Below are 23,452 nucleotides of genomic sequence, written 5' to 3'. Positions count from 1 at the left end.
ACCAGCCGCCCTCCCGTCTCGGGGGGCTCAGCCGAGCAGGAGCGCCACCGCGAGCAGCACCGGCACCGAGCCGATCGTCGTCAGGAAGACCGTGTCGCGGGCGACGACCTCGGCGGTCTCGTAGCGCTGGGCGTAGACGAAGACGTTCTGCGCCGTCGGCAGCGCCGCGAGCACCGTCACCGCGTAGAGCTCGATGCCGTCGAGCCCGAAGAGGAAGGCGCCGATCGCCCATGCGGTGAGCGGCATCGCGACGAGCTTCAGTGCGGTCGCGAGCACGACCTCTCGACGGCCGCTCCCCGGCGCGAACAGACGCTGCCCGTGCAGCGACAGTCCGTACGCGATGAGCATGAGCGGCACGGCGGCGTGCCCGATGAGGTCGATGGGCTCCATCACGATCGGCGGCAGCTCGATGCCCGACACCGACACGAGCACTCCGGCGAGGGAGCCGATGATGATCGGGTTCGTGAACGTCGTGCGCACGATCGCCGCCACCGAGGTGTGGCCGTGCACTCGGGCGCCGAGGATGGCGAGCGCCACTGGCGCGAACAGCAGCAGCTGCAGCAGCACGACGGGCGCCGAGTACGCCGCGTCGCCGAGCATGTAGACCGCGATCGGGATGCCGAAGTTGTTGCCGTTCACGTAGCCCGACGCGAGCGAGCCGATCACCGTGTGCTCGAGGCTGCGCCGCCAGACGAGCATCGCCACGAGGCCGAACACGAGCATCATGGCGACGGCCGCGATCGCGGACACCGGGAGCAGCACCGAGAAGAGCGCGCCGACGTCGGCCTGCGCGAGCACCGAGAACAGCAGGAACGGCGCGAGCACGCTGAAGTTCAGCCGGGCGAGCATGGGCCGGGCCTCGGGCCCCAGCACGCCGGTGCGGCCGGCGATCCAGCCGACGAAGACGGCGAGCGCGATCACGGCGAAGCCGGTGAAGATCTGGATCACGCACTGCCCCCGCGGACGTCGGGGTGCGAAGCGGGGCTCATCGCCTTCGACCCTATCGGTGGTGCCCGTCTCCCGACCGACCTAGGCTCGAAGGGCACTTGAGCCGACAGGGGAAGCCATGTCCGAGGCAGGCGAGCACGAGCACGAGGAAACGCACGAGCACCATGGGCGCGGGGCATCCGTGCCACTCGAGGTCGTCGACGCTTGGTGGCGTGCCGCGAACTATCTCAGCGTCGGCCAGATCTACCTGCTGGCGAACCCGCTGCTCACCCGTCCGCTCGAGCCCGGCGACATCAAGCCGCGACTACTCGGGCACTGGGGCACCTCTCCCGGACTGAGCCTCGTCTACGCCCACCTCAACCGGGCGATCGTCGAACGCGGCACGCCGACGATCTACGTCTGCGGGCCGGGCCACGGCGGGCCCGCCATGGTCGCGAACACGTGGCTCGACGGGACCTATTCGGAGCTCTTCCCCGCGATCGGAGCGGATGCCGAGGGGATGCGACGGCTGTTCCGCCAGTTCTCGTTCCCGGGCGGGATCCCGTCGCACGCGGCGCCCGAGACTCCCGGCTCGATCAACGAGGGCGGTGAGCTCGGATACTCGCTCATGCACGCGTACGGAGCAGCGCTCGACAATCCGGGACTCGTCGTCGCCTGCGTGATCGGCGACGGCGAGGCAGAGACCGGTCCGCTCGCGGCGAGCTGGCGCGGCCACTCCTTCCTGAACCCGGTGACGGATGGCGCGGTGCTGCCGATCCTGCACCTGAATGGCTACAAGATCGCCAACCCGACGCTGCTCGCGCGCATCCCGGAGGCCGAGCTCGTCGACTTCTTCCGTGGCAACGGCTACGAACCACTGCTCGTGACCGGCGGGTTCGACGGCGAGGACCCGATGGCCGTGCACGGCCGCATGGCCGACGCCGTCGACGTCGCCTACGAGCGCATCGCCGCGATCCGGGCGGATGCCGCGGCCGGCGCGTTCGCCGAGGCGGCGCCCCGCTGGCCGGCCATCGTGCTGCGCACGCCGAAGGGGTGGACCGGCCCCCGCATGGTCGACGGCGTGCAGGTGGAGGGCACCTTCCGCGCACACCAGGTGCCGCTCGCCGCCGTGCGCGAGAACCCCGAGCACCTCGCGATGCTCGAGGCGTGGCTGCGGTCGTACCGGCCCGAGGAGCTCTTCGACCGGGACGGACGGCCGGTCGCGGACCTCGACGCGCTGCGGCCGCACGGCGACCTGCGGATGAGCGCGTCCCCGATCACGAACGGCGGCATCGTGCGGTCCCTCGACCTGCCGCAGCTCGACGCCTTCGCTCTCGACGTCGATCCCGGCGACCGGGGCGACTCGGCGGAGTCGACGAGGGTCCTCGGCGAATGGTTCGCGGAGCTCATGCGCCGCAATCCCGACGATGTGCGGCTCTTCGGCCCGGACGAGGTGCTCTCCAACCGGCTGGGTGCCGTGTTCGACGTGACCGCGCGCGTCTGGGCGGAGGCGCTGGATCCACTCGACGAGCACCTGGCCCGTGAGGGCCGCGTGATCGAGGCCCTGAGCGAGCACCTCATGCAGGGCATGCTGGAGGGGTACCTGCTCACCGGGCGGCATGGGCTCATCACGAGCTACGAGGCGTTCATCCACATCGTCGATTCGATGGTCAACCAGCACGCGAAGTGGCTCGAGTCGGCGAGCCGGGTGCCATGGCGCGGCGACCTCGCGTCGCTCAACTTCCTGCTCTCCTCGCACGTGTGGCGTCAGGACCACAACGGCTTCTCGCACCAGGACCCGGGCTTCCTCAACATCGTGGTGAACAAGCAGGCCGACGTGGCGCGCGTCTACCTGCCGCCCGACGCGAACACGCTGCTCGCCGTGATGCGGCACGCCTTCGACACGCAGAACCGGGTGAACGTGATCGTGGCGGGCAAGCAGCCGGCACCGCAGTGGATGACCCTCGCTGAAGCGGAGGCGCACGTCGAGCAGGGCATCGGCATCTGGGCGGAGGCGGGCAACGAGCCGGGCTACGACGCGGCCGACCCCGCGGCATCCGTGCCCGACGTCGTCATGGCCTGCGCGGGCGACGTGCCGACCATGGAGACCGTGGCGGCGGCGCAACTGCTGCGCGAGCGACTGCCCGACCTCCGGGTGCGCGTCGTGAACGTGGTCGACCTCATGCGCCTGCAGGACCCGTCGCACCACCCGCACGGGCTCCCCCACCGGGCATTCGACGCGATGTTCACGACCCACGCCCCGGTGATCTTCGCGTTCCACGGGTACCCGTCGGTCATCCACCAGCTCGCCTACCGGCGCGCCAACCACCGGAACCTGCACGTGCGGGGCTTCGTCGAGCGCGGCACGACGACGACGCCGTTCGACATGCTGCACCTGAACGACCTCGACCGGTATCGACTCGCGCTCGACGTGCTGCACCGGGTGCCGGGCCTCGAGGGTCGCACCGGCATCGCGGAGATCGCCGATGAATGGCACGCGGCCCGCAGTCGTGCCCGCGAGTACGCATACGAGCACGGCGAGGATCCCGACTGGATCACGGCCTGGCGGTTCGCCACGCCTCCCCGGGCGTAGCGACCGGAACGCGAAACGACGGCGGGCGCCCGGTCTCCCGAGCGCCCGCCGCACCGATCCGTTCCGGTCAGGCGTCGCAGCCCCACACGTACGAGCCGTTGTAGTAGACCGGCACCATCTCCTTGCCGGTGCACGGTCCGCAGTCCTCGTCACGCGGTGCCGGGGGAAGGCCCGGATAGAACTCGGAGGTGTACGGGTCGGCTGCCGGAGCGGCCGCCGGGGCTTCCTCGGTCGCCTCGCTCGAAGCGGATGCCGCGGCATCCGGTTCACCCGACCAGTCATCGCCCTCGTCGGCGACCTGCTCGGCCTCGGCTTCGGCGGCCGCTGCGGCCGCCGCCTCGGCCGCCGCCGCCTCGGCGGCGAGCTGCACGGCTGCCGCGGCCTGCTGCGCGGCGACCGCCTCATGGTGCGCATCGAGCGCACCGCGCAGCGCTTCGGTCGCCGAGCGCGCGGCCGCGGCATCCCGGATCGCCGCGATGTCGACGCCTGCGGCGCCGATGCCGACCTGGCCGCCCACCTGGTCGACCGCGAGTTGCTTCGCGTGCGCGAGATCCGCCGCCGCCTCGGCGCTCTGCGCCTGGCCGGCGATGCCGAGCGTGACCACGATCAGGCCGGCGAGCGCGAGACCGAGCAACCGGTCGGCCCTGCGCCTGCCCGCGCCACCCTCGAGATGCACCGCGGCGGTCCCGCTGCGCCCGAACGTCATGACTCGTTTGGTGATCATTCGATTCCTTCCTTCGTACTGACCGAGTGTTCGGATCTGCCCGTCGGTTCGACGGGTCGAAGGAGGGTCGTGTCGACCCCGGGTCCGTGCGCACGGCACGACGAATCGTCGCCGCGACATGCCCCCGGAATCGTCACTGTCAGCCCCCCGCTAACACCACACCTGTGCAGCGTATCGACGTTGTGCCCCGAAATGGGGGTATTCCGGCGATTCCCCACCGGGTGTCGCGGAGCGGGCGACCGGTTACCAGCGCTCGTGCACCGCCGCGCGGATCTCGCGGTCGTAGAGCTCGCGCACCGCCCCGTCGAACGTCGGCGGGAGGCGCAGCACCCCGGCCTCGGCGTTCGCCCGCGCCTGCTGCGGCGAGCGCGCACCCGGAATCACCGAGCTCACGCCCGGCTGCGCGGCGATCCACGCGAGGGCGACCTGGGCGGGCGATGCGGTCGGCGCCGCCTCGCGGGCGAGCGCGGTGAACTCGGATGCCGCGCGCACGCCCGTCTCGTAGTCGACGCCCGAGAAGGTCTCGCCCACGTCGAACGCCTCGCCATGGCGGTTGAAGCTGCGGTGGTCGTTCGCGGCGAAGATCGTGTCGTTCGTGTAGCGGCCCGAGAGCAGGCCGCTCGCGAGCGGCACCCGGGCGATGATGCCGACCCCTGCCTCCACGGCGGCCGGCAGCACCTGGTCGAGCGGCTTCAACCGGAACGCGTTCAGGATGATCTGCACGGTCGCGACGTGCGGTCGCGCGATGGCGGTGAGCGCCTCGTCGACCCGCTCGACGCTCACGCCGTAGGCGGCGATCGAGCCGTCATCGACGAGTGCGTCGAGTGCGTCGAAGACCCGGTCGTCGCCGTAGACCGAGGTCGGCGGGCAGTGCAGCTGCACGAGGTCGAGGGTGTCGACGCCGAGGTTCGCCCGCGAGCGGTCGATCCACGCGCGGAAGTGCTCGGCGGAGTAGTTGGCGTGCTCCTGCGGCAGGCGCCTGCCCATCTTCGTGGCGACCGTGACGCCGGAGCCGGGGTTGGCGCGGAGCCACGCGCCGATGAGCGACTCGCTCCGGCCGTCGCCGTAGACGTCGGCCGTGTCGAAGAAGGTGACACCGGCATCGTGGGCCGCGTCGAGCACGGCGAAGGCGTCGGCCTCGGCGACCTCGCCCCAGTCGGCGCCGAGCTGCCAGGTGCCGAGGCCGATGACCGAGACCGTTCGGGCGGTGCGGCCGAGCGTGCGAGTCTGCATGATGCTCCAGTGCTGGTCGGGGGAAGATCGCCTCCGCCTCCGATGGTGTCACGCGCGCGCGGACGCCGCACGCTGCGCCGGTGCGTCCGGCTCCATGTCGGTGGTGCGCGCGAGTCTGTGTGCATGGCCGACAAGTACGACGTGAAGCGCGAACTCGCCTGCTACACCGCCCCGCGAGGTCGCTTCGAGATCATCGAGGTGCCCGAGCTCGCCTACTGCATGGTCGACGGGCACGGCGACCCCAACAGCGCCCCCGAGTACGTGGCAGCGGTCGAGGCCCTCTACGCCGTGTCGTACGCCGCGAAGTTCCAGAGCAAGCGCGAGCTCGATCGCGACTACGTCGTCGGGCCGCTCGAGGGGCTCTGGAGCGCCGACGACCCGGCGACGTTCGTCACCCGCGAGAAGTCGGCCTGGTCGTGGACGATGATGATCTGGCAGCCCGACTGGCTCACCCTCGAGCTCATCGCCGATGCCGTCGCCAAGGCGGCCCCGAAGGCGCCGGCCGCGAGCCTCGTGCGCTTCGAGCGACTCGCAGAGGGCCGGGCGGTGCAGACCCTCCACCTCGGTTCGTACGACGACGAGGGCCCGACGCTCGCGCGCCTGCACGACGAGTTCAGGCCCGAACGGGGCCTGCGGTTCAACGGGCGGCATCACGAGGTGTACCTCGGCGACCCCCGCCGCACGGCCCCCGAGAGACTCAGGACGATCCTCAGACAGCCGGTTGCGCCGGCCTGACCCGCAGGACGCTGCGGGCCCCCTGATCGCGCGTGCGCGTCAGGCGTACGGATGCCGCGGAGCGCCGCCCTCTGTGGGGGCGACCCGCGGCATCCGGTCGACCGGCGTGGTCGCTCGCTCAGACCTCCTGCTCGGCGCCGAAGCGCTGGCGGGCGTCGAGCGGAATGAGCGGCCGCTCGCCGCGGGCCTTGATCTGCTGCACGGCCCAGGTGTTGCCGTCAGGGTCGGCGAAGCCGAAGAAGGTGCCGCCGTCGCGTTCGTCGAAGACGGTGATCTCGCTCGCCTCGACGCCGCGGCCGATGAGCTCGGCGCGCGCGGCCTCGGCGTCGGCGACGACGAGCTGCACGCCGTGCAGGGAGCCCGGCGCCATCTCGTTCTGCGACGGCAGTGAGCCGATCACGATCGAGCAGCCCGAGCCGCGGGGCGTGAGCTGCGCGATGTGCATGTGCTCGTTGCGGGTGTCGTGGTCGAGGGCGAAGCCGAGCTGGTCGCGGTAGAACGCGATCGATCGGTCGAGGTCGCTCACCGGCACGATGACGACTTCCAGTGTCCAGTCCATGGGGTGCTCCGTTCGGTGCGGTGTTCGCGGTGAGGAAGGCGACCGGCGGGTCGCGGGGCGGGTGCGTGCGGCGACCGCGCCCCGCGGCATCCCGTCGATCGACGCTGCGCTCGGTCAGGCGGCGAGCACTCCGTCGAGGCGGGCGTAGCCCTCGGTGAGGCCCTGCTCCATGTTGCTCTGGATCATGCCGTCGCGGGCCTCGAGGCTCGGGTAGGTGGAGTGGATGCGGAGCAGTGTGCGCCCGCCGCCGAGGTCTTCGAACGACATCGACTCGACGGCCACGACGTCGGGGAAGCCTTCGTACTCGAAGGTCTGCACCGCGAACTCGTTCTCGCGCACCGAGTGGAAGGTGCCGTTGAAGGCGTACTCCTCCCCTTCGGGGTCGACGTGCAGGTAGCGGTACCCGCCCTGCGGCACGAAGTCCCAGCGATCGACCTTCATCTCGTAGCCGTTCGGGCCGAGCCAGCGCTTGACGAGCTCGGGGTCGCGGTGCGCGTTGAAGACAGCGGCGACGGGTGCATCGAACTCTCGCTCGATCTCGACGAAGGGCAGGCCTTCGGGGGCGGTGATGGTGACGGGGTTCGTCATTTCAGATCTCTTCTCTGGCGTGCCCGGCTGCGGCGCCGGGCTCAGCGGAGTCGCCGCGACGCGCGATCGGCGCATCGGGGGCGACGGATGCCCCGGCATCCGGGCCGGGGGCTTCGGCGAGCAGCGCGTCCAACGTGCGGAACTGCTGCTCGTGGATCAGCCGGTAGCGGTCGATCCACGCGGTGAGGGCTTCGAGCTGGGCCGCGTCGAGGTGCACGGGTCGGCGCTGCGCGTCACGAGTCCTCGTGACGAGCCCCGCGTGCTCGAGCACCTGGATGTGCTTCGAGACGGCCTGCTTGGTGATCGCGAACGGTTCGGCGAGCTCGTTGACCGTGGCCGGCCCCCGGCTCAGTCGGGCGATGATGCCGCGGCGCACCGGGTCGGCCAGCGCCATGAAGGCGCGGTCGAGGCGATCGTCTGCGCCCGGGTCGAAGATCATCAGACTGTTCCCAACTCATTCGTTGATCAACCATTTGGTTGATTACAACTTACGACGATCGGATGGCGCTGTCAAGACCCGATCTTGCATCCGCGCCCTCGGCGGAGGCATCCGCTGCGGGGTTGCCGTCGGTCGCGCGAGCGACCAGTATCGGCTTCGACAGCCTCGTCGAGATCGAAAGGGTCGCACCATGGTCACGCTCAACCCGTACCTCAACTTCCCCGGCAACGCGAAGGAAGCGCTGGACTTCTATCACTCGGTGTTCGGCGGCGAGCTCACGACGAGCACCTTCGCCGAGTTCGGCCAGGCCGACGTTCCCGCCGACGCCGACAAGATCATGCACGGCCAGCTCGAGGGCGACGGCGGCGTCGTGCTGATGGGTGCCGACACGCCGAGTTCGATGGGCGACCCCGGCACCGGCGGGCCGATCTCGATCTCGCTCTCGGGCGGGCGCGACGACGACGCCGTGCTCCGCGGCTACTGGGCGAAGCTGCTCGCCAGCGGCTCGGAGATCGTGCCGCTCGAGGTGGCGCCGTGGGGCGACGCGTTCGGCATGTGCACCGACCGCTACGGGGTCACCTGGCTCGTGAACATCTCGGCGAACGCGACCTGACCTGCCGCGAATTCGTCGCCGCCCATCCCAGACCGACGACTGGCGCTCAGCCGACCGCCGCCGGCAGCGCCACTCCGTGCAGCGCCTCGACGACGGGAGCGAGCTCGGGCTGGTCGCCGGCCTCGGCGAGCACCCGCTCGAGCGTCTCGTCGTGGATCGGACGCGCACGCTCGTAGAGCGCGCGGCCTGCAGCGGTGAGCTCGGTGTAGATACCGCGCCGGTCGTCGGCGCAGAGGATGCGCGTGAGCAGCGCCCGGTCTTCGAGCCGGTTCACGAGCCGCGTCGTCGCGCTCGGGCTGAGCGCCGCCGCGCGCGCGAGCTGCTGCATGCGCATGTGCCAGCCGTCTTGACGGTTGAGCGCGTCGAGCACGGTGTATTCGACGACCGAGAGGTCTACGGATGCCGCGAGCGAGCGCTCGAGCTCGGCCTCGATGAGTCCGTGCAGTGCGGCGAGCGTGCGCCAGCCCTGAGCGCGCACCTCGACCGCGTCGTCGGCGATGCCCATGTCTCCTCCTCGATCGATTTAGTTGCTTGCGCTTTCTAATTGCGCGTGCAAGTATTAATGCTCGTCGTGCAATAGAGCGCGTCTGCAACTATTCGTACGAGTGTAACAGGAGAACCACGAATGCCCCTCGGACTCATCGCCCTCGCCATCGGGGGCTTCGGCATCGGGCTCACCGAGTTCGTGATCATGGGCCTGCTCCCCGAAGTGGCGGCCGACTTCGGCGTCACCGAAGCCGCAGCAGGCTGGTTGATCTCCGGCTACGCCCTCGCGGTGGTCGTCGGCGCCCTCGGCCTCACGGCCGCCACGACCAGGCTCCCCCGCAAGCCGGTGCTCACGGGCCTGCTCGTGCTCTTCATCGCCGGCAACGCGATCTCGGCGATGGCCCCGACGTATGAGCTCATGATGACCGGCCGCATCATCGCGGCACTCTGCCACGGCGCCTTCTTCGGCATCGGCTCTGTCGTCGCCGCCGGCCTCGTCGCGCCCGAGAAGGCCGCCGGCGCCATCGCGATCATGTTCACCGGCCTCACCGCGGCCAACGTGCTCGGCGTGCCGTTCGGCACGTTCCTCGGCCAGGAGTTCGGCTGGCGCTCGACCTTCTGGGCCATCTCCGCGATCGGCGTGGTCGCGCTCGTCGGCATCGCGACGCTCGTGCCGAACCTCCGCACCGACGGGCCGGCACCGAGCCTCCGCCGCGAACTCACCGCGTTCCGCTCCGGCCAGGTGTGGCTCTCGCTCGTCGTGACGGTGCTCGGCTTCGGCGGCATGTTCGGCGCGTTCACCTACATCGCGTACACGCTCACCGAGGTGAGCGGCTTCGCGTCGAGCGCGGTGCCGTGGCTGCTCGTGCTCTTCGGTGCCGGCCTCGTCGTCGGCAACTGGATCGGCGGACGCCTCGCCGACCGCTCGATCGACGGCACCCTGCTCGGCTTCATCTCCGCCCTGCTGGTCGTGCTCGTGCTCTTCGCCTGGCTCGCCCCGAACCCCGTCGCCACGATCGTGCTCCTGACCGCCATGGGCGGCTTCGGGTTCGGCACGGTGCCCGCCCTGCAGAGCCGCGTGATGCGGTACGCCGACGGCGCCCCGACCCTCGCGTCTGGGGCGAACATCGCGGCATTCAACCTCGGCAATGCGCTCGGGGCCTGGACCGGCGGCCTCACCATCGCGGCCGGCCTCGGCTACACCTCGCCGATCTGGGTCGGCGCGATCATCACCGCCGCCGCCCTCGCCGTCATGGTCGTCGCCGCCGCGAGTGCGCGGCGCCTTCCACGAGCGGATGCCTCCGGCTCCGCCAATCTCGACGAGGCCACGACCGCGGCCACCGCCATCTGACCCTCGACCACCCTCCACCACCTGAAAGCGAGACCATGACCGACCTCACCACCGTGCCCGCCGTCACCCTCAACAGCGGCGTGCGCATGCCCCAGCTCGGCTTCGGCGTCTACCAGGTGCCCGACGACGAGACGACCGCCGCGGTCACCGCCGCCCTCGACGCCGGCTACCGCAGCATCGACACCGCCGCGATCTACGGCAACGAGTCGGGCGTCGGCCGGGCCATCGCCGCCTCGAGCGTGCCCCGCGACGAGCTCTTCATCACGACCAAGGTCTGGAACGCCGACCAGGGCTACGACTCGACGCTGCGCGCGTTCGACGACAGTCTCGCGAAGCTCGGGCTCGAGCAGCTTGACCTCTCCCTGATCCACTGGCCGACGCCGGAGCGCGGGCTCTACCTCGACACCTGGCGCGCCCTGGAACGGCTGCACGCCGATGGGCGGGTGCGCGCGATCGGCGTCTCGAACTTCGAGCCCGAGCACCTCGAACGACTCGTGGGCGCGACTACGGTCGTGCCGGCGGTGAACCAGGTCGAGCTGCATCCCGCGCTGCAGAATCGCGCCACGATCGCCGCGAACGAGCGGCACGGCATCGTCACCGAGGCGTGGAGCCCGCTCGCGCAGGGCGCCGTGCTCGGCGAGGCATCCGTCATCGCCATCGCGGCACGCCACGACGCGACGCCCGCACAGGTCGTACTGCGCTGGCACCTGCAGCAGGGCCGCGTCGTGATCCCGAAGTCGGTCACGCCGAGCCGCATCGCCGAGAACCTCGACGTGTTCGGCTTCGAGCTGACCGCCGACGAGCTGACCGCGATCGACGCGCTCGAACGCGATGGACGCATGGGCCCGCACCCCGCGGACTTCAACGTCGTCTGAGCCGAGCTCCCCAGCACCAATCAACGAAAGGGAATCACGAATGAGCAACATCCTCATGATCGTCACCGGCGCGAACTCGCTCACGATGAAGGACGGCTCGCAGCATCCGACCGGATTCTGGGCCGAAGAGCTCGTGACCGCGCACCGCGACCTCGTGGCAGCCGGGCACACCATCGTCATCGCGACGCCAGGTGGAGTCACCCCGACCGTCGACCGCGGCAGCCTCGACCCGTCGCAGGCCGGCGGCGATGCGCAGGCCCGCGAACTCGCCGAGTACCTCGACTCGATCGCCGGCGACCTCGCGGCAGCCGTTCCCGTCGCCGACGTCGATGCCGGCGACTACGCCGCGATCGTGCTGCCAGGCGGCCATGGGCCGATGGCCGACCTCGCCTTCGACGCGAACGTCGGCCGGGTGCTCGTCGCAGCGGACGCGGACGGCGCGATCATCGCACCGTTCTGCCACGGCCCCGCCGCGCTGCTCTCGGCGAAGCTCGCCGACGGCACGAACGCGTTCGCCGGCCGCACCCTCACCGTCTTCACCGACGAGGAGGAGCGCACCGGCGGCACCGGCGAGAACACGCCGTGGTGGGTCGAGTCGGCTCTTCGCGACGCCGGGGCCGTCATCGACTCCGCCGCCCCGTGGAGCGATCATGTGGTCGTCGACGGCAACCTGGTCACCGGTCAGAACCCGCAGTCGAGCGCCTCGGTCGCGCGCCGGGTCATCGAGGCGCTCGCCGCCTGACCCGTGTCGCCGCGCTCCGCCTCCTCACTGGGAGGCGGAGCGAGCGGCGTGCTCAGTCGAAGAGCTCGGAGAGCCAGCTCTCCTTCTTCTTCTTGCGGTAGTCGCCCTGGCCCCGGTTGTCGTAGCCGCGGTCGTACCCGCGGTTGTCGTAGGGCTGCTGGTACGACGGCTGGCCGTAGGCCGGCGGCTGCGGTTGCGTGGGGGGAGCAGGGGCAGCAGGGGCGCTCGCGGCCGGTGCAGCGAACTCACGCGCCGCACGCTCGACGATCTTGTCGAGCTCGCCCCGGTCGAGCCACACGCCGCGACACGTCGGGCAGTAGTCGATCTCGATGCCGCTGCGTTCGCTCATCACGAGCACGGTTCCGTCGGTGGGGCACTGCATAGGGGGGCTCCTTCTTCGGGGCCGACCGGGATCGATCGGGGGTGGTTCGACAGGGCCGAGCCTAGAGAGCGAAGCTCGGAAGAAGCCCAGTGCTTCACGCATGACGGCGCCGGACCACGCGCCGGAAATGCACAGAGCGGATGCCCCGGCGCCTGCCTCACGAAGAGGCGGCTGCCGAGACATCCGCTCGTGGATCGGGTGCCGACGCGCTCAGCGCACCGGCACCCGATCGAAAGGGATGCGAGAACTTACGAAATGACCGTGATGTTCTCAGCCTGCAGGCCCTTGGGGCCGCGGGCGGTCTCGAATTCGACCTTCTGGTTCTCCTCGAGCGAGCGGTAGCCGCCCGATGCGATCGCGCTGAAGTGCGCGAAGACGTCGGCCGAGCCGTCGTCAGGAGCGATGAAGCCGAAGCCCTTGTCGGCGTTGAACCACTTGACGGTTCCGGTAGCCATATTCTTTTCCTTCTGTAAAGCCGAGCCGCCGAAGCGGCTGCGACGTGCACGACCTCAGGTCGTGCAGGGTTCCGACGGCGACGTCCGCCGCCGGAAGTTCGAGGTGCGAGCGAGTCGCACGGGGTCAGCGGCCTGGCATGCAGCCGTGACGGCCAGCGTGCGAGACGCCGCGATGAGGGAGCTGCGGGAGGAACCGGTGCGGGGCTTCGTCGCCTGCATCGCACCGAGTGCTTCGGCGTGAGAGATGTTGCTTCGTCCCGACTGTCGTCGGCTTCCCAGCCGTGTCATGTGGGAGAGAACCCCACTGCAGATAACACGACTCTACTCGCTTCTCATGTGCAACCGCTGGGAAATCTCGCGCGAGTCCCGTCGGTGTCAGACTCGTGGCATGCGAATCATCGTCACCGGAGGCTCCGGCAAGCTCGGCCGGACCGTCGTCCGCACCCTCCGCGAAGAGGGCCACGAGGTCGTGAACCTCGACCTGCGCGGTGAGCCGTCGGCCTTCACGCGCGTGGATCTCACCGACTACGGGCAGGTCATCGACGCCATCGCCGGCGTGGATGATCGCCACTCCGGTGTCGACGCGATCGTGCACCTCGCGGCGATCCCCGCCCCTGGCCTCGTGAACGACGTGGCGACGTTCCACAACAACATCACCTCGACGTTCAACGTGTTCCAGGCCGCACGGCGCCTCGGCATCACGCGCATCGTGTACGCCTCGAGCGAGACCGTGCTCGGCTTGCCGTTCGACGTGCCACCGCCGTACATCCCGGTCGACGAGGAGTACGCGGCGCGCCCCGAGAGCACGTACTCCCTCGTGAAGCACCTCGAGGAGCAACTCGCGATCGAGCTCGTGCGATGGCACCCCGACCTCTCGATCACCGCCCTGCGGTTCTCGAACGTCATGGAACCCGCCGACTACGCGGCGTTCCCCTCGTTCGACGCCGACGCCGGCCTCCGCAAGTGGAATCTCTGGGGCTACCTCGACGCTCGCGACGGTGCGCAGGCCGTCAGTCGAGCACTCGCCGGCGCGGGGCCCGGGTTCGAGCGATTCATCATCGCTGCGGCCGACACCGTGATGACCCGCCCGAATGCCGAGCTCGTCGCCGAAGTGTTCCCCGGCGCACCGATCCACGGGGAGCTCGGCGTGAACGACACGCTGCTCTCGATCGAGAAGGCCCGTCGCCTGCTCGGGTATGAGCCGCAGCACTCGTGGCGCGACGGCGCAGCGGATGCCGCGGCATCCGTTCAGCCCGAGTGACGCCCGCCTGCGGGAATGACGAACGCCCCCGCAGCTTGCGCTGCGGGGGCGTTCACGTGGTGCTTGCCGAGGCCTAGAGGCCGCGGATGTTCTCGGCCTGCAGACCCTTCGGGCCCTGTGCGACCTCGAATTCGACCTTCTGGCCCTCTTCGAGCGAACGGTAGCCGTTGCCCGAGATGGCGCTGAAGTGCGCGAAGACGTCGGCCGAGCCGTCGTCGGGAGCGATGAAGCCGAAGCCCTTTTCGGCGTTGAACCACTTGACGGTTCCGGTTGCCATACTGCTGTCCTTCTGTCCTATGGGCTGCTGGTGCGGCCCGATGCGATCGACGGTCGATCGCTGCCCCGCACGGCGGGTTGCCGACGGAGCGGGGGGCGAGGGGCGGGAGTGCGCTCAGGCATCCGCCGTCTCGTATCGGGTCATGCCACGCGGATCGGTCCGCCTCCGGGCAATCAGGTGGAGGCACGGGCGAGCGCCCGCTTGATGGAGGAATCAGTGAACATACCCTATCGGGTGACGTTCAGGTTCACAGGCTACGCGACCGAATCGTGACCTGGGAAGACCCTTCGTCCGAATTCGTCGCGATCAGCACGAATTCGGCAGGGTGCCAGCGCACTCGCAGCGAATGGGTGGAGAATCGGGGGCATGAACCGCCGCCCCCTCGGTCTCGTCGCTGCTGCATACGCAGCCGTCGTGCTGTGGGCGACCATCGGTCCGGCGCCGTGGCGCACGGCCGGGAATCAGCTCGAGGGCGGCATCCTGAATCCCGAGGCGTGGACGGCTCCCGTCACCTGGACGACCGGGTACATCGCCGAGATCGCCTTCAACGTGGCGATGTTCGTGCCGGTCGGCGTGCTGGCCGCGTTGCTCACCCCCCGTCGCCGGTGGCCCCTCGCGATGCTCGCGGGATTCGGCTTCACCGCATTCATCGAACTCGTGCAGGTGCCCGAACCCACTCGCATCTCCGATCCCCGCGACCTCGTGATGAACACGACGGGCGCGGTGCTCGGCGTGCTGATCGTCGTCTTCGCCCGCGGCGTGCGACGGGCGGGCCTCGTCGCGGCGGCGCTGGTCGAGCAGGTTCCCGTCGTGGCGGCGCTGGTCGAGCAGGGTCCCGTCTCGCCTGCGGATGCCGTGGTGCACGCCGAATCCGTCGACCCGGCCGTCGTGGAGTCCGCGCCCGTCGGCGCCCTCGCGACCGTGCACGCCGACCGCGCGGCGTAGGCGCACGACACTCTCCGCTCTCTGCCCGCACGCCAGTACAGTAGGCGGGTGACTTCAGCCGACTCGTCCTCCGCCGAGACCGCTCGACGTGCCGGATGGGCGCGCCTCGCCGTCATCGGCGCGGTCGGCGGGCTGCTCTCGGGCGCGTTCGGCGTCGGCGGCGGCATCCTCATGGTGCCCCTGTTCGTGACGTTCGCCGGCATGGACCAGCGCCGTGCGTCCGCCACCTCGCTCGCGGCGATCGTGCCGACGGCGATCGTCGGCTCCATCGTGTACTTCATCAGCGGTGAGGTCGACGTGATCCCCGCGCTGTTCGTCGCCGCGGGCGGCATCATCGGCTCCTGGATCGGCGCCCGACTGCTGCGACGCCTCCCCCTCGGCTGGCTGCGCTGGATGTTCATCGCGCTCCTCGTGGCCGTCGCGGTGCGCATGCTGGTCTTCGTGCCCGAGCGCACCGCAGCGCATCTCGAACTCGACGCGCTCACGATCATCGGTATGGTGGCGCTCGGGCTCGTCATCGGCGTGGCATCCGGCCTCTTCGGCATCGGCGGCGGACTCGTCATGGTGCCCGCGTTCATGCTCTTCTTCGGCATGAGCGACCTCGTCGCCAAGGGCACGTCGCTCGCCGTGATGATCCCCACCGCGATCAGCGGCACCGTCACGAACGCCCGGGGCGGGGTGGTCGACCTGCGTGCGGGCATCATCGCCGGCCTCGCGGCGACCGCGGCCTCGTTCGGCGGCGTCGCCCTCGCCCACCTGATGTCGCCCGAGGTGTCGACGTGGCTGTTCGCGACCCTCGTCGTGATCGCCGCGGTGCAGCTCTCGGTGCGCGCCGTTCGACTGCAGAAGAAGGAGAGGAGCGAACGTGTCGCTTGAGGCCGGCTGGTACGACGACGAATCGGATGCCGCGCTGCTGCGCTACTGGGACGGCACCGCCTGGACTCCGCACACCGCCGCGCGGCCCGCCGATGCCGCGCCCAACCCGCTGCCCGCGGCCGCGACGCCTGCCCCGCCCGCGCCGAGCGTCGCTCCGACGACCACGACGCCGCCGGCCCCGGCAGGCCCGCCGATCCCCGCGTTCGGCGGCGCCCCCGCCTTCGACGACCTCGACGAGTCGACGACGGCGCGGCCCGCACGTGCAGCCGCTGCCCTGCCGACGCCCGCTGGAGCGACCCCGGCCCAGCCGGCTCCTCCGGCACCTCCGTTCGGCGCACCGGCCCCCTTCCCGGCTCCGCCCGCCGCTTCGGAGTTCCCGTCGTACACGCTGCCCGCCCCTCCGGGGTATTCGCTCGACGAGCAGACGACGGCGCCGTTGCCGCCCGCCTACGGCACGGCCGTGCCGGTCGGCCCGCAGTTCTCATACGATCCGTATCGCACCACCGGGCGAACCTTCATCGCGACGTGGCTGTTCGCGATGCTGCTCGGGTTCTGGGGCGCCGACCGCTTCTACCTCGGCAAGTACGGCACGGCGATCGCGAAGCTGCTGACCCTCGGCGGGCTCGGCGTCTGGGTGCTCGTCGACCTCGTGCTCGTGCTCACCGGCTCGCAGCGCGACCGCGACGGGCGCGCGCTCGACGGATACGACGAGCACAAGCGCATCGCATGGATCGTGACGGGCGGGCTCGTCGGGCTCTGGGTGCTCACGGTCATCGCGTCGGTCGTCGCCAACCTGCTCGCGCGCTGAGCGCGGTTCGCCGTCACCGCCCGGCGCGCAGCCGTTCGGCCTTGGCCGCGAGATAGCGCTGTTCGGGGCCGTTGAGCGTGCGGCGTGCCGCCTCGGCGAACGCGAGCGACGCGGCATCCGTCGCCCCCGACCGTTCGAGCAGGTGACCGCGCACGGCCCACGTGCGGTGGTGCTCTGCGAGCGCGCCGTCGGCCGCCGACTCGGATGTCTCGAGGGCCGCGAGCCCCGCCTGCGGGCCCTCGACCATGGCGAGTGCGACGATGCGGCCGAGCGAGACCATCGGACCGGGGCTCAGCCGACCGAGCAGCTCGTAGAGGCCGAGGATCTCGATCCAGTCGGTCTCCTCGGTGGACGGCGCCTCGTCGTGCACGGCGGCGATCGCGGCCTGCAGTTGGTACGGGCCGATCGGCGCGCGGTCGAGCACCTCGGTGACGAGGGCGACACCCTCGTCGATCATCGCCCGGTCCCAGCGGGACCGGTCCTGCTCGTCGAGCGGCACGAGGGCGCCCGCGGCGTCGGCCCGCGCCGCCCGACGGGCATCGGTGAGGAGCAGGAGGGCGAGCAGCCCGGTCGTCTCCCCCGAGGCATCCGCATCGGCCGCGCGCAACTGCCGGGCGAGCCGGATGGCCTCGGCCGAGAGGTCGACGCGCGCGAGCTCGTCGCCGGAGCTCGCCGTGTGCCCCTCGGTGAAGATGAGGTACAGCACCTGGCGCAGGGCGGCGAGCCGCGCCTCGACCTCCGCCGGCCGCGGCATCCGGAAGCCCTCGTCGCTGGCCCTGATGCGCGCCTTCGCCCGCGAGATGCGCTGCGCCACGGTGGGTTCCGGCAGAAGCAGCGCCCGGCTGATCTCGGCGGTCGTGAGGCCGCCGACGGCCCGCAGAGTGAGCGCGAGCTGCGCGGGTCGCCCGAGGGCCGGGTGGCAGCAGAGCAGGAACAGGGTGAGCGTGTCGTCGACGGCGGGCACCTGCGCGTGCTCGGGTTCGAGTTCGGCGGCTCTGGACTCGCGGCGTCGGCGCGCGACATCCGACCGCACGTCGTCGATGTACCGCCGTGACGCCACGCGCACGAGCCAGGCCCGTGGGCTGTCGGGCACCCCGGTTCCCGGCCACTGCTCGGCGGCGGCGATGAGGGCCTCCTGCATCGCGTCTTCGCAGGCGGCGAAGTCGCCGTAGCGCCGCACGAGCACTGCGAGCGCCGACGGTGCGGCGGCTCGCAGCGCCCGAACGGCGGCGACCTCGTCAGGCATCGGGTGTCAGACGTCGGAGCCCGACGCCATCTCGAGCACCGGACGCACCTCGATGAGGCCGAACTGCGCCTCGGGGAACCGCCCTGCGATCTCGACCGCACGCGCCTCGCTCTCGCAGTCGACGAGGTAGAAGCCGGCGAGCAGCTCCTTCGTCTCGGCGAAGGGCCCGTCGCTCGCGACCGTGCCGTCGTCGCCGTTCGTGACCCGCTTGGCGAGCGAGATGTCGGCGAGCGCCTCGCTCGCCACGAACTCGCCGCTCGCCGCGAGTTCCTCGCTGATGCGCTGGTAGTAGACGTAGCCCTCGGCCTGCTGCTCGGGCGTGAAAGTGTTCCACACGGCGCGCGACTCGGGGTTGCTGTAGATCTGGATCAGGTACTTCATCGGAATCGCTCCTTCGATCTGGGGAGGCTGAACCGCGCTCCCACCAGTATGTCGAGGCTGTGTGACGGATTTCGACACGAGCGGACATCACCCGCTTCATGGGGCTTGACACCACGACGCGAGCTGAGGAGAGTTCGATCAGCACCCGGGGGGAGGCACATGGTGGCGGAACCGACGACGTTCGGCATCGAGGAGGAGTTCGTCTTCCTCGACCCCGAGACGATGAAACCCGTGGACGTCGCGGCCGGTGCATTCGCAACGCTCTCGGCCCGCCCCGCGTGGGCGCCGATCACCCATCGCGAGTTCCTCGCTTCCCAGGTCGAGCACGCCTCCACGGTGTTCACCTCGAGTGAGGCGGCGCTCGCCTCGCTCGTCGGCTTCCGGCACGAGCTCGCGGAGGAGGCCCGACGACTCGGCGTCGTCGTCGCGAGCGTGGGAGCGCCTCCGGATGCGCACGGGTTTCCGACGGTCACCGACCTGCCGCGGTATCTCAGGATCGTCGATGAAATGGGCGGCGTCATCGCCGACCACCAGATCCAGGGGCTGCACGTGCACGTCGGCGTGGTCGATCACGACGCCGGGGTGCGCGCGCTCAACGTCACGCGCAACTGGCTGCCCCTCTTCTCGGCGTTGACCGGCAACTCGCCGATCTGGCGCGGCCACGACACGGGCTTCGACAGCTGGCGCAACGTCTCTCAGCGACGCTGGACCACGACGGGCTGCCCGCCCGTGTTCCGTGACGGCGCCGACTACGACCGTCGCCTGGAACGACTCATCGGCATCGGCGGCATGCAGGACCAGGCGATCATCATGTGGAATGCGAGGCTCTCGTCGCACGTGCCGACGATCGAGGTTCGTGTGGCGGACGCACAGCTCGAGGCGTGGTCGTCGGTGCTGCTCACCGTGCTCTTCCGTGCCCTCGTCAGTTGCGTTCTCGACGACTCGCTCGGCCGCTCGGCGTCGGTGCTGCCCACTCCCGATGCGGCGCCAGACCCAGAACTCCTGAACGCCTCGCTCATGCATTCCGCGCACTCTGGTCTGAGCCGCGAAGTGCTCGACCCGGTTCTCATCGAGCTGCGGCCGGCCGCAGAGACACTGGATCGCTGCATCCGGGTGCTGCAGCCCGCGCTCGAGGCGACCGGAGACCTCGCACTCGCTCGCGAGGGTGTCGCACGGCTGCTGCGCGACGGCACCGGAGCTGCACGGCAGCGCGCCGCGTTCACCGCCAACGGCATGGTGGGCCTGCGGGACCTCTACGGAGCGACGTTCGCGGCCTCCCCATAACGGGTGAGAGCGACCTCTCCGATACCGACGTGCCCGCGTCAGGCGCGAGGGGGCGGATCCTCGGTGGCCGGGGCACCGCTCGGCCGTTCCTCGGTCGGCGGCTTCTTCGCCGCGCCGAATGCGAGGGCGAACGTGAGACCGATGGCCACTCCGATTCCGATGCCGAGCGCGAGGTTGTCGAGCGCGAAGCCCATCGAGACCCCGATGCCGGTGCCGAGCGCGAGTCCGATCCCCAGCCCTCGACGGAACGAGGCGGCGGCTTCGAACCCGGCTGGGTCTGCGGAGTCTCGGTCATGAAGCCATCTCACCCCATCGTGCGCGCCGCCGCCTCCGCCGAGCGACGGAGATCCGTCTCAGCAGCCCGGGCCCGACGGGTTCGCGTTGCAGTCGCCGTTCGTGAGTACGGTGTCGAACTCGCCGACGAGCACGGGCTGCGGATCACCCGCGACCGCGAGCGTGCCCGCGATCATGCGCCAGCCCGAACCGCCGAATCGGTACTCGGCGCGCAGCACGGCCTCGAGCGTGACGGTGTACTCGCCGGACTCGGCGTAGACATGACTCGTGCCGGTCGGCGTGAACTCGGCCTGCCCGAGCGCGACCCAGGTCGCGCCGGGCGTGCCGCTCTCGACGACGACGCCGTCGCTGTGCCGCCACCGGAACGCGACGGGCGTGAACCGCACGTCAGCGAGCCGACCGAGCAGTGTGCCCGACACCACCTGAGCGGATGCCTCGGCCACGAAGTTCGCCGGAAGGTCCTCGACCGCCCAGCCACCCGGTTCCATGGTGTTGCCCGGCTTCGCGGGAACGAATGAGGCGATGTCGCGGAGTGTGACGGTGACGGCCGGGGCGGGGGCTGGGGCCGTTGGCTCAGCCGAAGGCTCGGCCCTACAATCGGTCGGATCCGTTGGTTTGCAGTTGTCGAGTTCCACACCGAAGACGAAGTCAACCGAATTGAGGTCGGTTCCGTCAGGTGGTGTTGGGACTGGTTCCTCGAAGTCCGGAGCTGCCGGCGCGGGCTGCCAGCCCGGGGCCTCCACTTTCTCCTCCACCTGAATCGTTGCACCCGAATCAGTGACTGCACCGACGATGTAGTCGATCGAATTGATGTCGTCGCTGGTGCTGCTACCGATCAGCATCGAGTTCGCCGTCACCAAGACGACAGTGCTCAGCAGAAGTCGTCGCCAGCCCACGACTGTGCCCCTGAAACCACCAATTGAGTAGGCTCCGCCGCGGAACCAGACTCCAGCTCGACCTGTATGGGTGCGCGATTCCGCCTATCAGGCGGAGTCACGTCCTGCCCGCCAGCATCAACCACACGCACATCGGTGACATCTAGGCAGAGGTAGACACTGACTGTCGCAACGCCCTCGGTCTCGAAGCGTTCGATCAGGCCCACGCTATCGAAGCGCGTATCGCCCGCTGTGTGCGTCCCGCTCTCTTGCAGCCGACCCAACGAATCGGTGAGGTTTTCCGCATAGGAGGACGTCGCCACCTCACGTAGCCGCGAAACATCGACACCACCCGACGCTGTCACTTGGTCGACGAGGGCAAGATGCGATGAATACCCAGACTCCGCAGCCGCGAGCGCCTCCTCGTCCGACGCGAAGATCGGCTCAGCGGCATCCGCTGACGGGCTCGGCGATGCCGTCGGAACGCCGCCGGCGCACCCGCTCAGCAGCAGCGCGACGGCGCCGGCTGCGGCGAGCGCGGCGCCCGCGCTCCGGCGGGATCGCTGCGTCGGTCGGGAGAGGGACATGGCGAATACCCTAGGCGAGCAGTCGAGCGCCGAGTGCGGTTATCCACAGACACGGAACAGACACAGACCTGCCCCGCGGCGCTCGCGCTCACGCCCGTGCGAGGATCCCCGCGACATCCGCCCCGCGCGGCAGCACCCCGTACTGCCGGCCGCCCTCGTCGCCGAGGCGTGTGCGCACGAACGCGTCCGCCACCTCGCCGGGCGAGTAGCGCAGCATGAGCGATCCCTGCAGCACGAGGGCCAGCCGCTCGGTGAGCTCCCGTGCGAGGAACGCGGCGCCCGCGGCATCCGTCGCCGACAGCTCGCCCACGAGCGATCGCGCCGCATCGAGTGCGGCGTCGAACACCGGCGACTCCCCCGCCGCCGCGCCGACCTCGGCGAAGAACGCCTCGAACGCTGCGGGCTCGCGCGCGAGCACGCGCAGCACGTCGAGCGCGATGACGTTGCCCGAGCCCTCCCAGATGGCGAGCAGCGGTTGCTCCCGATAGCGCCGCGCGAGCGGGAACGCCTCGGTGTAGCCGTTGCCGCCGAGGCACTCGAGCGCCTCGGCGGCGTGCCCCGCACCGCGTTTGCACACCCAGTACTTCGCGACGGCGGTCGCGAGGCGCCGGAACGCCTGCTCCGCGTCGTCCGCGTCGACGTCGTACGAGCGCGCGAGCCGCATCGCGGTGAGGGTCGCCGCCTCCGACTCGAGCGCGAGGTCGGCGACCACCGCCGCCATCGCGGGCTGGTCGACGAGCAGTTCACCGAACGCACGGCGGTGCTGCACGTGCCAGGCCGCCTCGGCGACCGACTGCCGCATGCCCGCCGCCGAGCCGATGACGCAGTCGAGCCGGGTGCGGGTCACCATCTGCACGATCGTCGCGACGCCGCGCCCCTCTTCGCCGATGAGCCAGCCCGACGTGCCGTCGAGCTCGATCTCGCTCGACGCGTTCGACCGGTTGCCGAGCTTGTCCTTCAGCCGTTGGATGCGGAACACGTTGCGCGAGCCGTCGGGCAGCACGCGCGGCACGAAGAAGCAGCTGGGTCCGTGCGGTGCCTGCGCGAGCACGAGGAACGCGTCGCTCATCGGCGCGCTGCAGAACCACTTGTGCCCGGTCAGCCCGTACTCGGCGCCCCACGAGCCGGTGCCGCCGCGTCGCTCGGCGCGCGTCGTGTTGGCCCGCACATCGGAGCCGCCCTGCTTCTCGGTCATCGCCATGCCCACGAGCGCCGACTGCTTCGCGGTGCCGGCACGCGTGTCGGCACCGGCACCGCCGCGCTCATCGCCACCGCCGAGCTCAGGGTCGTACGCACGGCTCAGCAGCCGAGGCATCCATTCATCTCGCAGGCCGGATGCCGCGAGCTCGAGCGTGGGCACCGCCGCGTGCGTCATCGACACCGGGCACGCATGCCCGGGCTCGACCTGCGCGAAGAGCAGGAACGCCGCCGCCCGGTCGACGTTCGCCCCGGGGCCGGGCGCCGCGGCAGCACTCGTGTGCGCACCGGCTGCGACCGCCGCCCCGATGACGCGGTGATAGGCGTCGTCGTACTCGACCTCGTCGATGCGACGCCCCCACCTGTCGAAGGCGTGCAGCACGGGCGGGTGCGTGTTCGCCCGCTCGGCGTCGCGCTGGAACGCCGCAGACCCCACGAGCGCGCCGACGTCGGCGAGCCCCTGAGCGGATGCCTCGGCGCCGCCCCTCCCCCATCGCGCGACCGCCTCGACGAGCGGCACGTTCGACGAGTACTCGTCGACGTCCTCGCGCGCCGGCACCTGGTTCTCGACCTCGTGGGTGTTGATCATCTTCGACCTCCGCGCCCATTCTCGCGCGTCCGCAATGTGCTGATGACCGAAGATTTCGCTCTCGGTGAACGCGGGCAACGGATGACCGCGACTCGCTTGCGTCACCCCCTCCTCCGTGTGAGGCTGAAAC

The 23,452-nt window shown here is 70.4% G+C and carries 27 protein-coding genes; 11 read left to right on the top strand and 16 right to left on the bottom strand.

The window, feature by feature from the left end; translation table 11 throughout:
* Positions 1–27: 27 nt before the first annotated feature.
* Positions 28–948, bottom strand: a complete 921-nt coding sequence (locus tag JOE59_RS00670; protein ID WP_204458470.1) for an AEC family transporter — start codon at positions 946–948, stop codon at positions 28–30.
* Between the two features lie 118 nt (positions 949–1,066).
* On the opposite strand from JOE59_RS00670, the gene JOE59_RS00665 reads away from it, so the two are divergent.
* A complete protein-coding gene (locus JOE59_RS00665; protein WP_204458468.1) occupies positions 1,067–3,520 on the top strand; it encodes a phosphoketolase family protein in 2,454 nt (817 codons plus the stop codon).
* A 67-nt stretch (positions 3,521–3,587) separates the two neighbouring features.
* Here the strand turns inward: JOE59_RS00665 and JOE59_RS00660 are convergent, their stop codons facing one another.
* A complete protein-coding gene (locus tag JOE59_RS00660) occupies positions 3,588–4,244 on the bottom strand; it encodes a hypothetical protein (RefSeq protein WP_204458465.1) in 657 nt (218 codons plus the stop codon).
* Positions 4,245–4,487: 243 nt separating this feature from the next.
* Positions 4,488–5,477, bottom strand: a complete 990-nt coding sequence (locus JOE59_RS00655; protein WP_204458463.1) for an aldo/keto reductase — start codon at positions 5,475–5,477, stop codon at positions 4,488–4,490.
* Between the two features lie 123 nt (positions 5,478–5,600).
* Between JOE59_RS00655 and JOE59_RS00650 the strand changes: the two genes are divergently transcribed.
* Positions 5,601–6,212, top strand: a complete 612-nt coding sequence (locus JOE59_RS00650) for a GyrI-like domain-containing protein (RefSeq protein ID WP_204458461.1) — start codon at positions 5,601–5,603, stop codon at positions 6,210–6,212.
* 118 nt (positions 6,213–6,330) lie between these two features.
* Here JOE59_RS00650 and JOE59_RS00645 read toward each other — a convergent pair whose 3' ends face one another.
* The 3 genes from JOE59_RS00645 to JOE59_RS00635 form a co-directional block, all read right to left on the bottom strand.
* Positions 6,331–6,771 (bottom strand): VOC family protein, encoded by a 441-nt coding sequence (locus JOE59_RS00645; protein ID WP_204458453.1) that lies wholly within the window; start codon positions 6,769–6,771, stop codon positions 6,331–6,333.
* A gap of 114 nt (positions 6,772–6,885) precedes the next feature.
* Complete coding sequence (locus tag JOE59_RS00640) at positions 6,886–7,359, bottom strand: SRPBCC family protein (RefSeq protein WP_204458445.1); 474 nt, start codon at positions 7,357–7,359, stop codon at positions 6,886–6,888.
* Position 7,360: 1 nt separating this feature from the next.
* Complete coding sequence (locus JOE59_RS00635) at positions 7,361–7,798, bottom strand: ArsR/SmtB family transcription factor (RefSeq protein ID WP_204458443.1); 438 nt, start codon at positions 7,796–7,798, stop codon at positions 7,361–7,363.
* A gap of 190 nt (positions 7,799–7,988) precedes the next feature.
* On the opposite strand from JOE59_RS00635, the gene JOE59_RS00630 reads away from it, so the two are divergent.
* Positions 7,989–8,411 (top strand): VOC family protein, encoded by a 423-nt coding sequence (locus JOE59_RS00630; RefSeq protein ID WP_204458441.1) that lies wholly within the window; start codon positions 7,989–7,991, stop codon positions 8,409–8,411.
* A gap of 46 nt (positions 8,412–8,457) precedes the next feature.
* Here JOE59_RS00630 and JOE59_RS00625 read toward each other — a convergent pair whose 3' ends face one another.
* Positions 8,458–8,916 carry a MarR family winged helix-turn-helix transcriptional regulator gene (locus tag JOE59_RS00625; RefSeq protein ID WP_204458439.1) on the bottom strand — a complete coding sequence of 153 codons (459 nt, stop codon included), beginning with the start codon at positions 8,914–8,916 and terminating at the stop codon, positions 8,458–8,460.
* A gap of 120 nt (positions 8,917–9,036) precedes the next feature.
* Here JOE59_RS00625 and JOE59_RS00620 point away from each other — a divergent pair, with 120 nt between their 5' ends.
* Genes JOE59_RS00620 through JOE59_RS00610 form a run of 3 tightly spaced genes read left to right on the top strand, consistent with a single transcriptional unit; the run spans position 9,037 to position 11,865 of the window.
* The gene (locus tag JOE59_RS00620; protein ID WP_204458437.1) at positions 9,037–10,248 is read left to right on the top strand and encodes an MFS transporter; all 1,212 of its coding nucleotides are present in this window, start codon (positions 9,037–9,039) and stop codon (positions 10,246–10,248) included.
* A 35-nt stretch (positions 10,249–10,283) separates the two neighbouring features.
* The gene (locus JOE59_RS00615; protein WP_204458434.1) at positions 10,284–11,123 is read left to right on the top strand and encodes an aldo/keto reductase; all 840 of its coding nucleotides are present in this window, start codon (positions 10,284–10,286) and stop codon (positions 11,121–11,123) included.
* Positions 11,124–11,163: 40 nt separating this feature from the next.
* Positions 11,164–11,865 carry a type 1 glutamine amidotransferase domain-containing protein gene (locus JOE59_RS00610; protein WP_204458425.1) on the top strand — a complete coding sequence of 234 codons (702 nt, stop codon included), beginning with the start codon at positions 11,164–11,166 and terminating at the stop codon, positions 11,863–11,865.
* A gap of 52 nt (positions 11,866–11,917) precedes the next feature.
* On the opposite strand, the gene JOE59_RS00605 is transcribed toward JOE59_RS00610, so the two are convergent.
* On the bottom strand, positions 11,918–12,247 hold the full coding sequence (locus tag JOE59_RS00605) for a TFIIB-type zinc ribbon-containing protein (RefSeq protein WP_074260311.1): 330 nt from the start codon (positions 12,245–12,247) through the stop codon (positions 11,918–11,920).
* A gap of 248 nt (positions 12,248–12,495) precedes the next feature.
* Positions 12,496–12,702, bottom strand: coding sequence for a cold-shock protein (locus JOE59_RS00600; RefSeq protein ID WP_022893778.1), 207 nt, complete (start codon positions 12,700–12,702; stop codon positions 12,496–12,498).
* A gap of 388 nt (positions 12,703–13,090) precedes the next feature.
* Here JOE59_RS00600 and JOE59_RS00595 point away from each other — a divergent pair, with 388 nt between their 5' ends.
* On the top strand, positions 13,091–13,963 hold the full coding sequence (locus tag JOE59_RS00595; RefSeq protein WP_204458423.1) for an NAD-dependent epimerase/dehydratase family protein: 873 nt from the start codon (positions 13,091–13,093) through the stop codon (positions 13,961–13,963).
* Positions 13,964–14,036: 73 nt separating this feature from the next.
* On the opposite strand, the gene JOE59_RS00590 is transcribed toward JOE59_RS00595, so the two are convergent.
* Positions 14,037–14,240: a cold-shock protein gene (locus JOE59_RS00590; protein ID WP_022893782.1), complete on the bottom strand. Its 204-nt coding sequence runs from the start codon at positions 14,238–14,240 to the stop codon at positions 14,037–14,039.
* A 366-nt stretch (positions 14,241–14,606) separates the two neighbouring features.
* Between JOE59_RS00590 and JOE59_RS00585 the strand changes: the two genes are divergently transcribed.
* The 3 genes from JOE59_RS00585 to JOE59_RS19030 are packed head-to-tail and all read left to right on the top strand — an operon-like array spanning position 14,607 to position 16,869.
* Entirely contained in the window at positions 14,607–15,185 is a 579-nt protein-coding gene (locus tag JOE59_RS00585; protein ID WP_204458418.1) for a VanZ family protein, read from the top strand.
* A gap of 48 nt (positions 15,186–15,233) precedes the next feature.
* Positions 15,234–16,061 carry a sulfite exporter TauE/SafE family protein gene (locus tag JOE59_RS00580; protein WP_307836893.1) on the top strand — a complete coding sequence of 276 codons (828 nt, stop codon included), beginning with the start codon at positions 15,234–15,236 and terminating at the stop codon, positions 16,059–16,061.
* Positions 16,051–16,869, top strand: a complete 819-nt coding sequence (locus tag JOE59_RS19030; protein ID WP_204458415.1) for an NINE protein — start codon at positions 16,051–16,053, stop codon at positions 16,867–16,869. The genes JOE59_RS00580 and JOE59_RS19030 overlap by 11 nt, the downstream gene beginning before the upstream one ends.
* A 13-nt stretch (positions 16,870–16,882) precedes the next feature.
* On the opposite strand, the gene JOE59_RS00570 is transcribed toward JOE59_RS19030, so the two are convergent.
* Positions 16,883–18,115 (bottom strand): RNA polymerase sigma factor, encoded by a 1,233-nt coding sequence (locus tag JOE59_RS00570; protein WP_204458413.1) that lies wholly within the window; start codon positions 18,113–18,115, stop codon positions 16,883–16,885.
* 6 nt (positions 18,116–18,121) lie between these two features.
* Positions 18,122–18,496 carry a YciI family protein gene (locus tag JOE59_RS00565; protein WP_204458411.1) on the bottom strand — a complete coding sequence of 125 codons (375 nt, stop codon included), beginning with the start codon at positions 18,494–18,496 and terminating at the stop codon, positions 18,122–18,124.
* Between the two features lie 159 nt (positions 18,497–18,655).
* Between JOE59_RS00565 and JOE59_RS00560 the strand changes: the two genes are divergently transcribed.
* On the top strand, positions 18,656–19,780 hold the full coding sequence (locus tag JOE59_RS00560) for a carboxylate-amine ligase (RefSeq protein WP_204458403.1): 1,125 nt from the start codon (positions 18,656–18,658) through the stop codon (positions 19,778–19,780).
* 38 nt (positions 19,781–19,818) lie between these two features.
* Here JOE59_RS00560 and JOE59_RS00555 read toward each other — a convergent pair whose 3' ends face one another.
* The 4 genes from JOE59_RS00555 to JOE59_RS00540 form a co-directional block, all read right to left on the bottom strand.
* On the bottom strand, positions 19,819–20,088 hold the full coding sequence (locus JOE59_RS00555) for a hypothetical protein (protein ID WP_204458396.1): 270 nt from the start codon (positions 20,086–20,088) through the stop codon (positions 19,819–19,821).
* A 45-nt stretch (positions 20,089–20,133) separates the two neighbouring features.
* A complete protein-coding gene (locus tag JOE59_RS00550) occupies positions 20,134–20,562 on the bottom strand; it encodes a PKD domain-containing protein (protein ID WP_204458394.1) in 429 nt (142 codons plus the stop codon).
* Between the two features lie 383 nt (positions 20,563–20,945).
* Positions 20,946–21,536, bottom strand: a complete 591-nt coding sequence (locus JOE59_RS00545) for a hypothetical protein (protein WP_204458391.1) — start codon at positions 21,534–21,536, stop codon at positions 20,946–20,948.
* Positions 21,537–21,624: 88 nt separating this feature from the next.
* The gene (locus tag JOE59_RS00540) at positions 21,625–23,322 is read right to left on the bottom strand and encodes an acyl-CoA dehydrogenase family protein (protein WP_204458389.1); all 1,698 of its coding nucleotides are present in this window, start codon (positions 23,320–23,322) and stop codon (positions 21,625–21,627) included.
* Positions 23,323–23,452: the final 130 nt, after the last annotated feature.

It is taken from the genome of Agromyces cerinus, assembly GCF_016907835.1.
Classification (GTDB): domain Bacteria; phylum Actinomycetota; class Actinomycetes; order Actinomycetales; family Microbacteriaceae; genus Agromyces; species Agromyces nitratus.
Note: the sequence above shows the minus strand (reverse complement) of the source record. Positions and strands in the feature narration are given on the sequence as shown.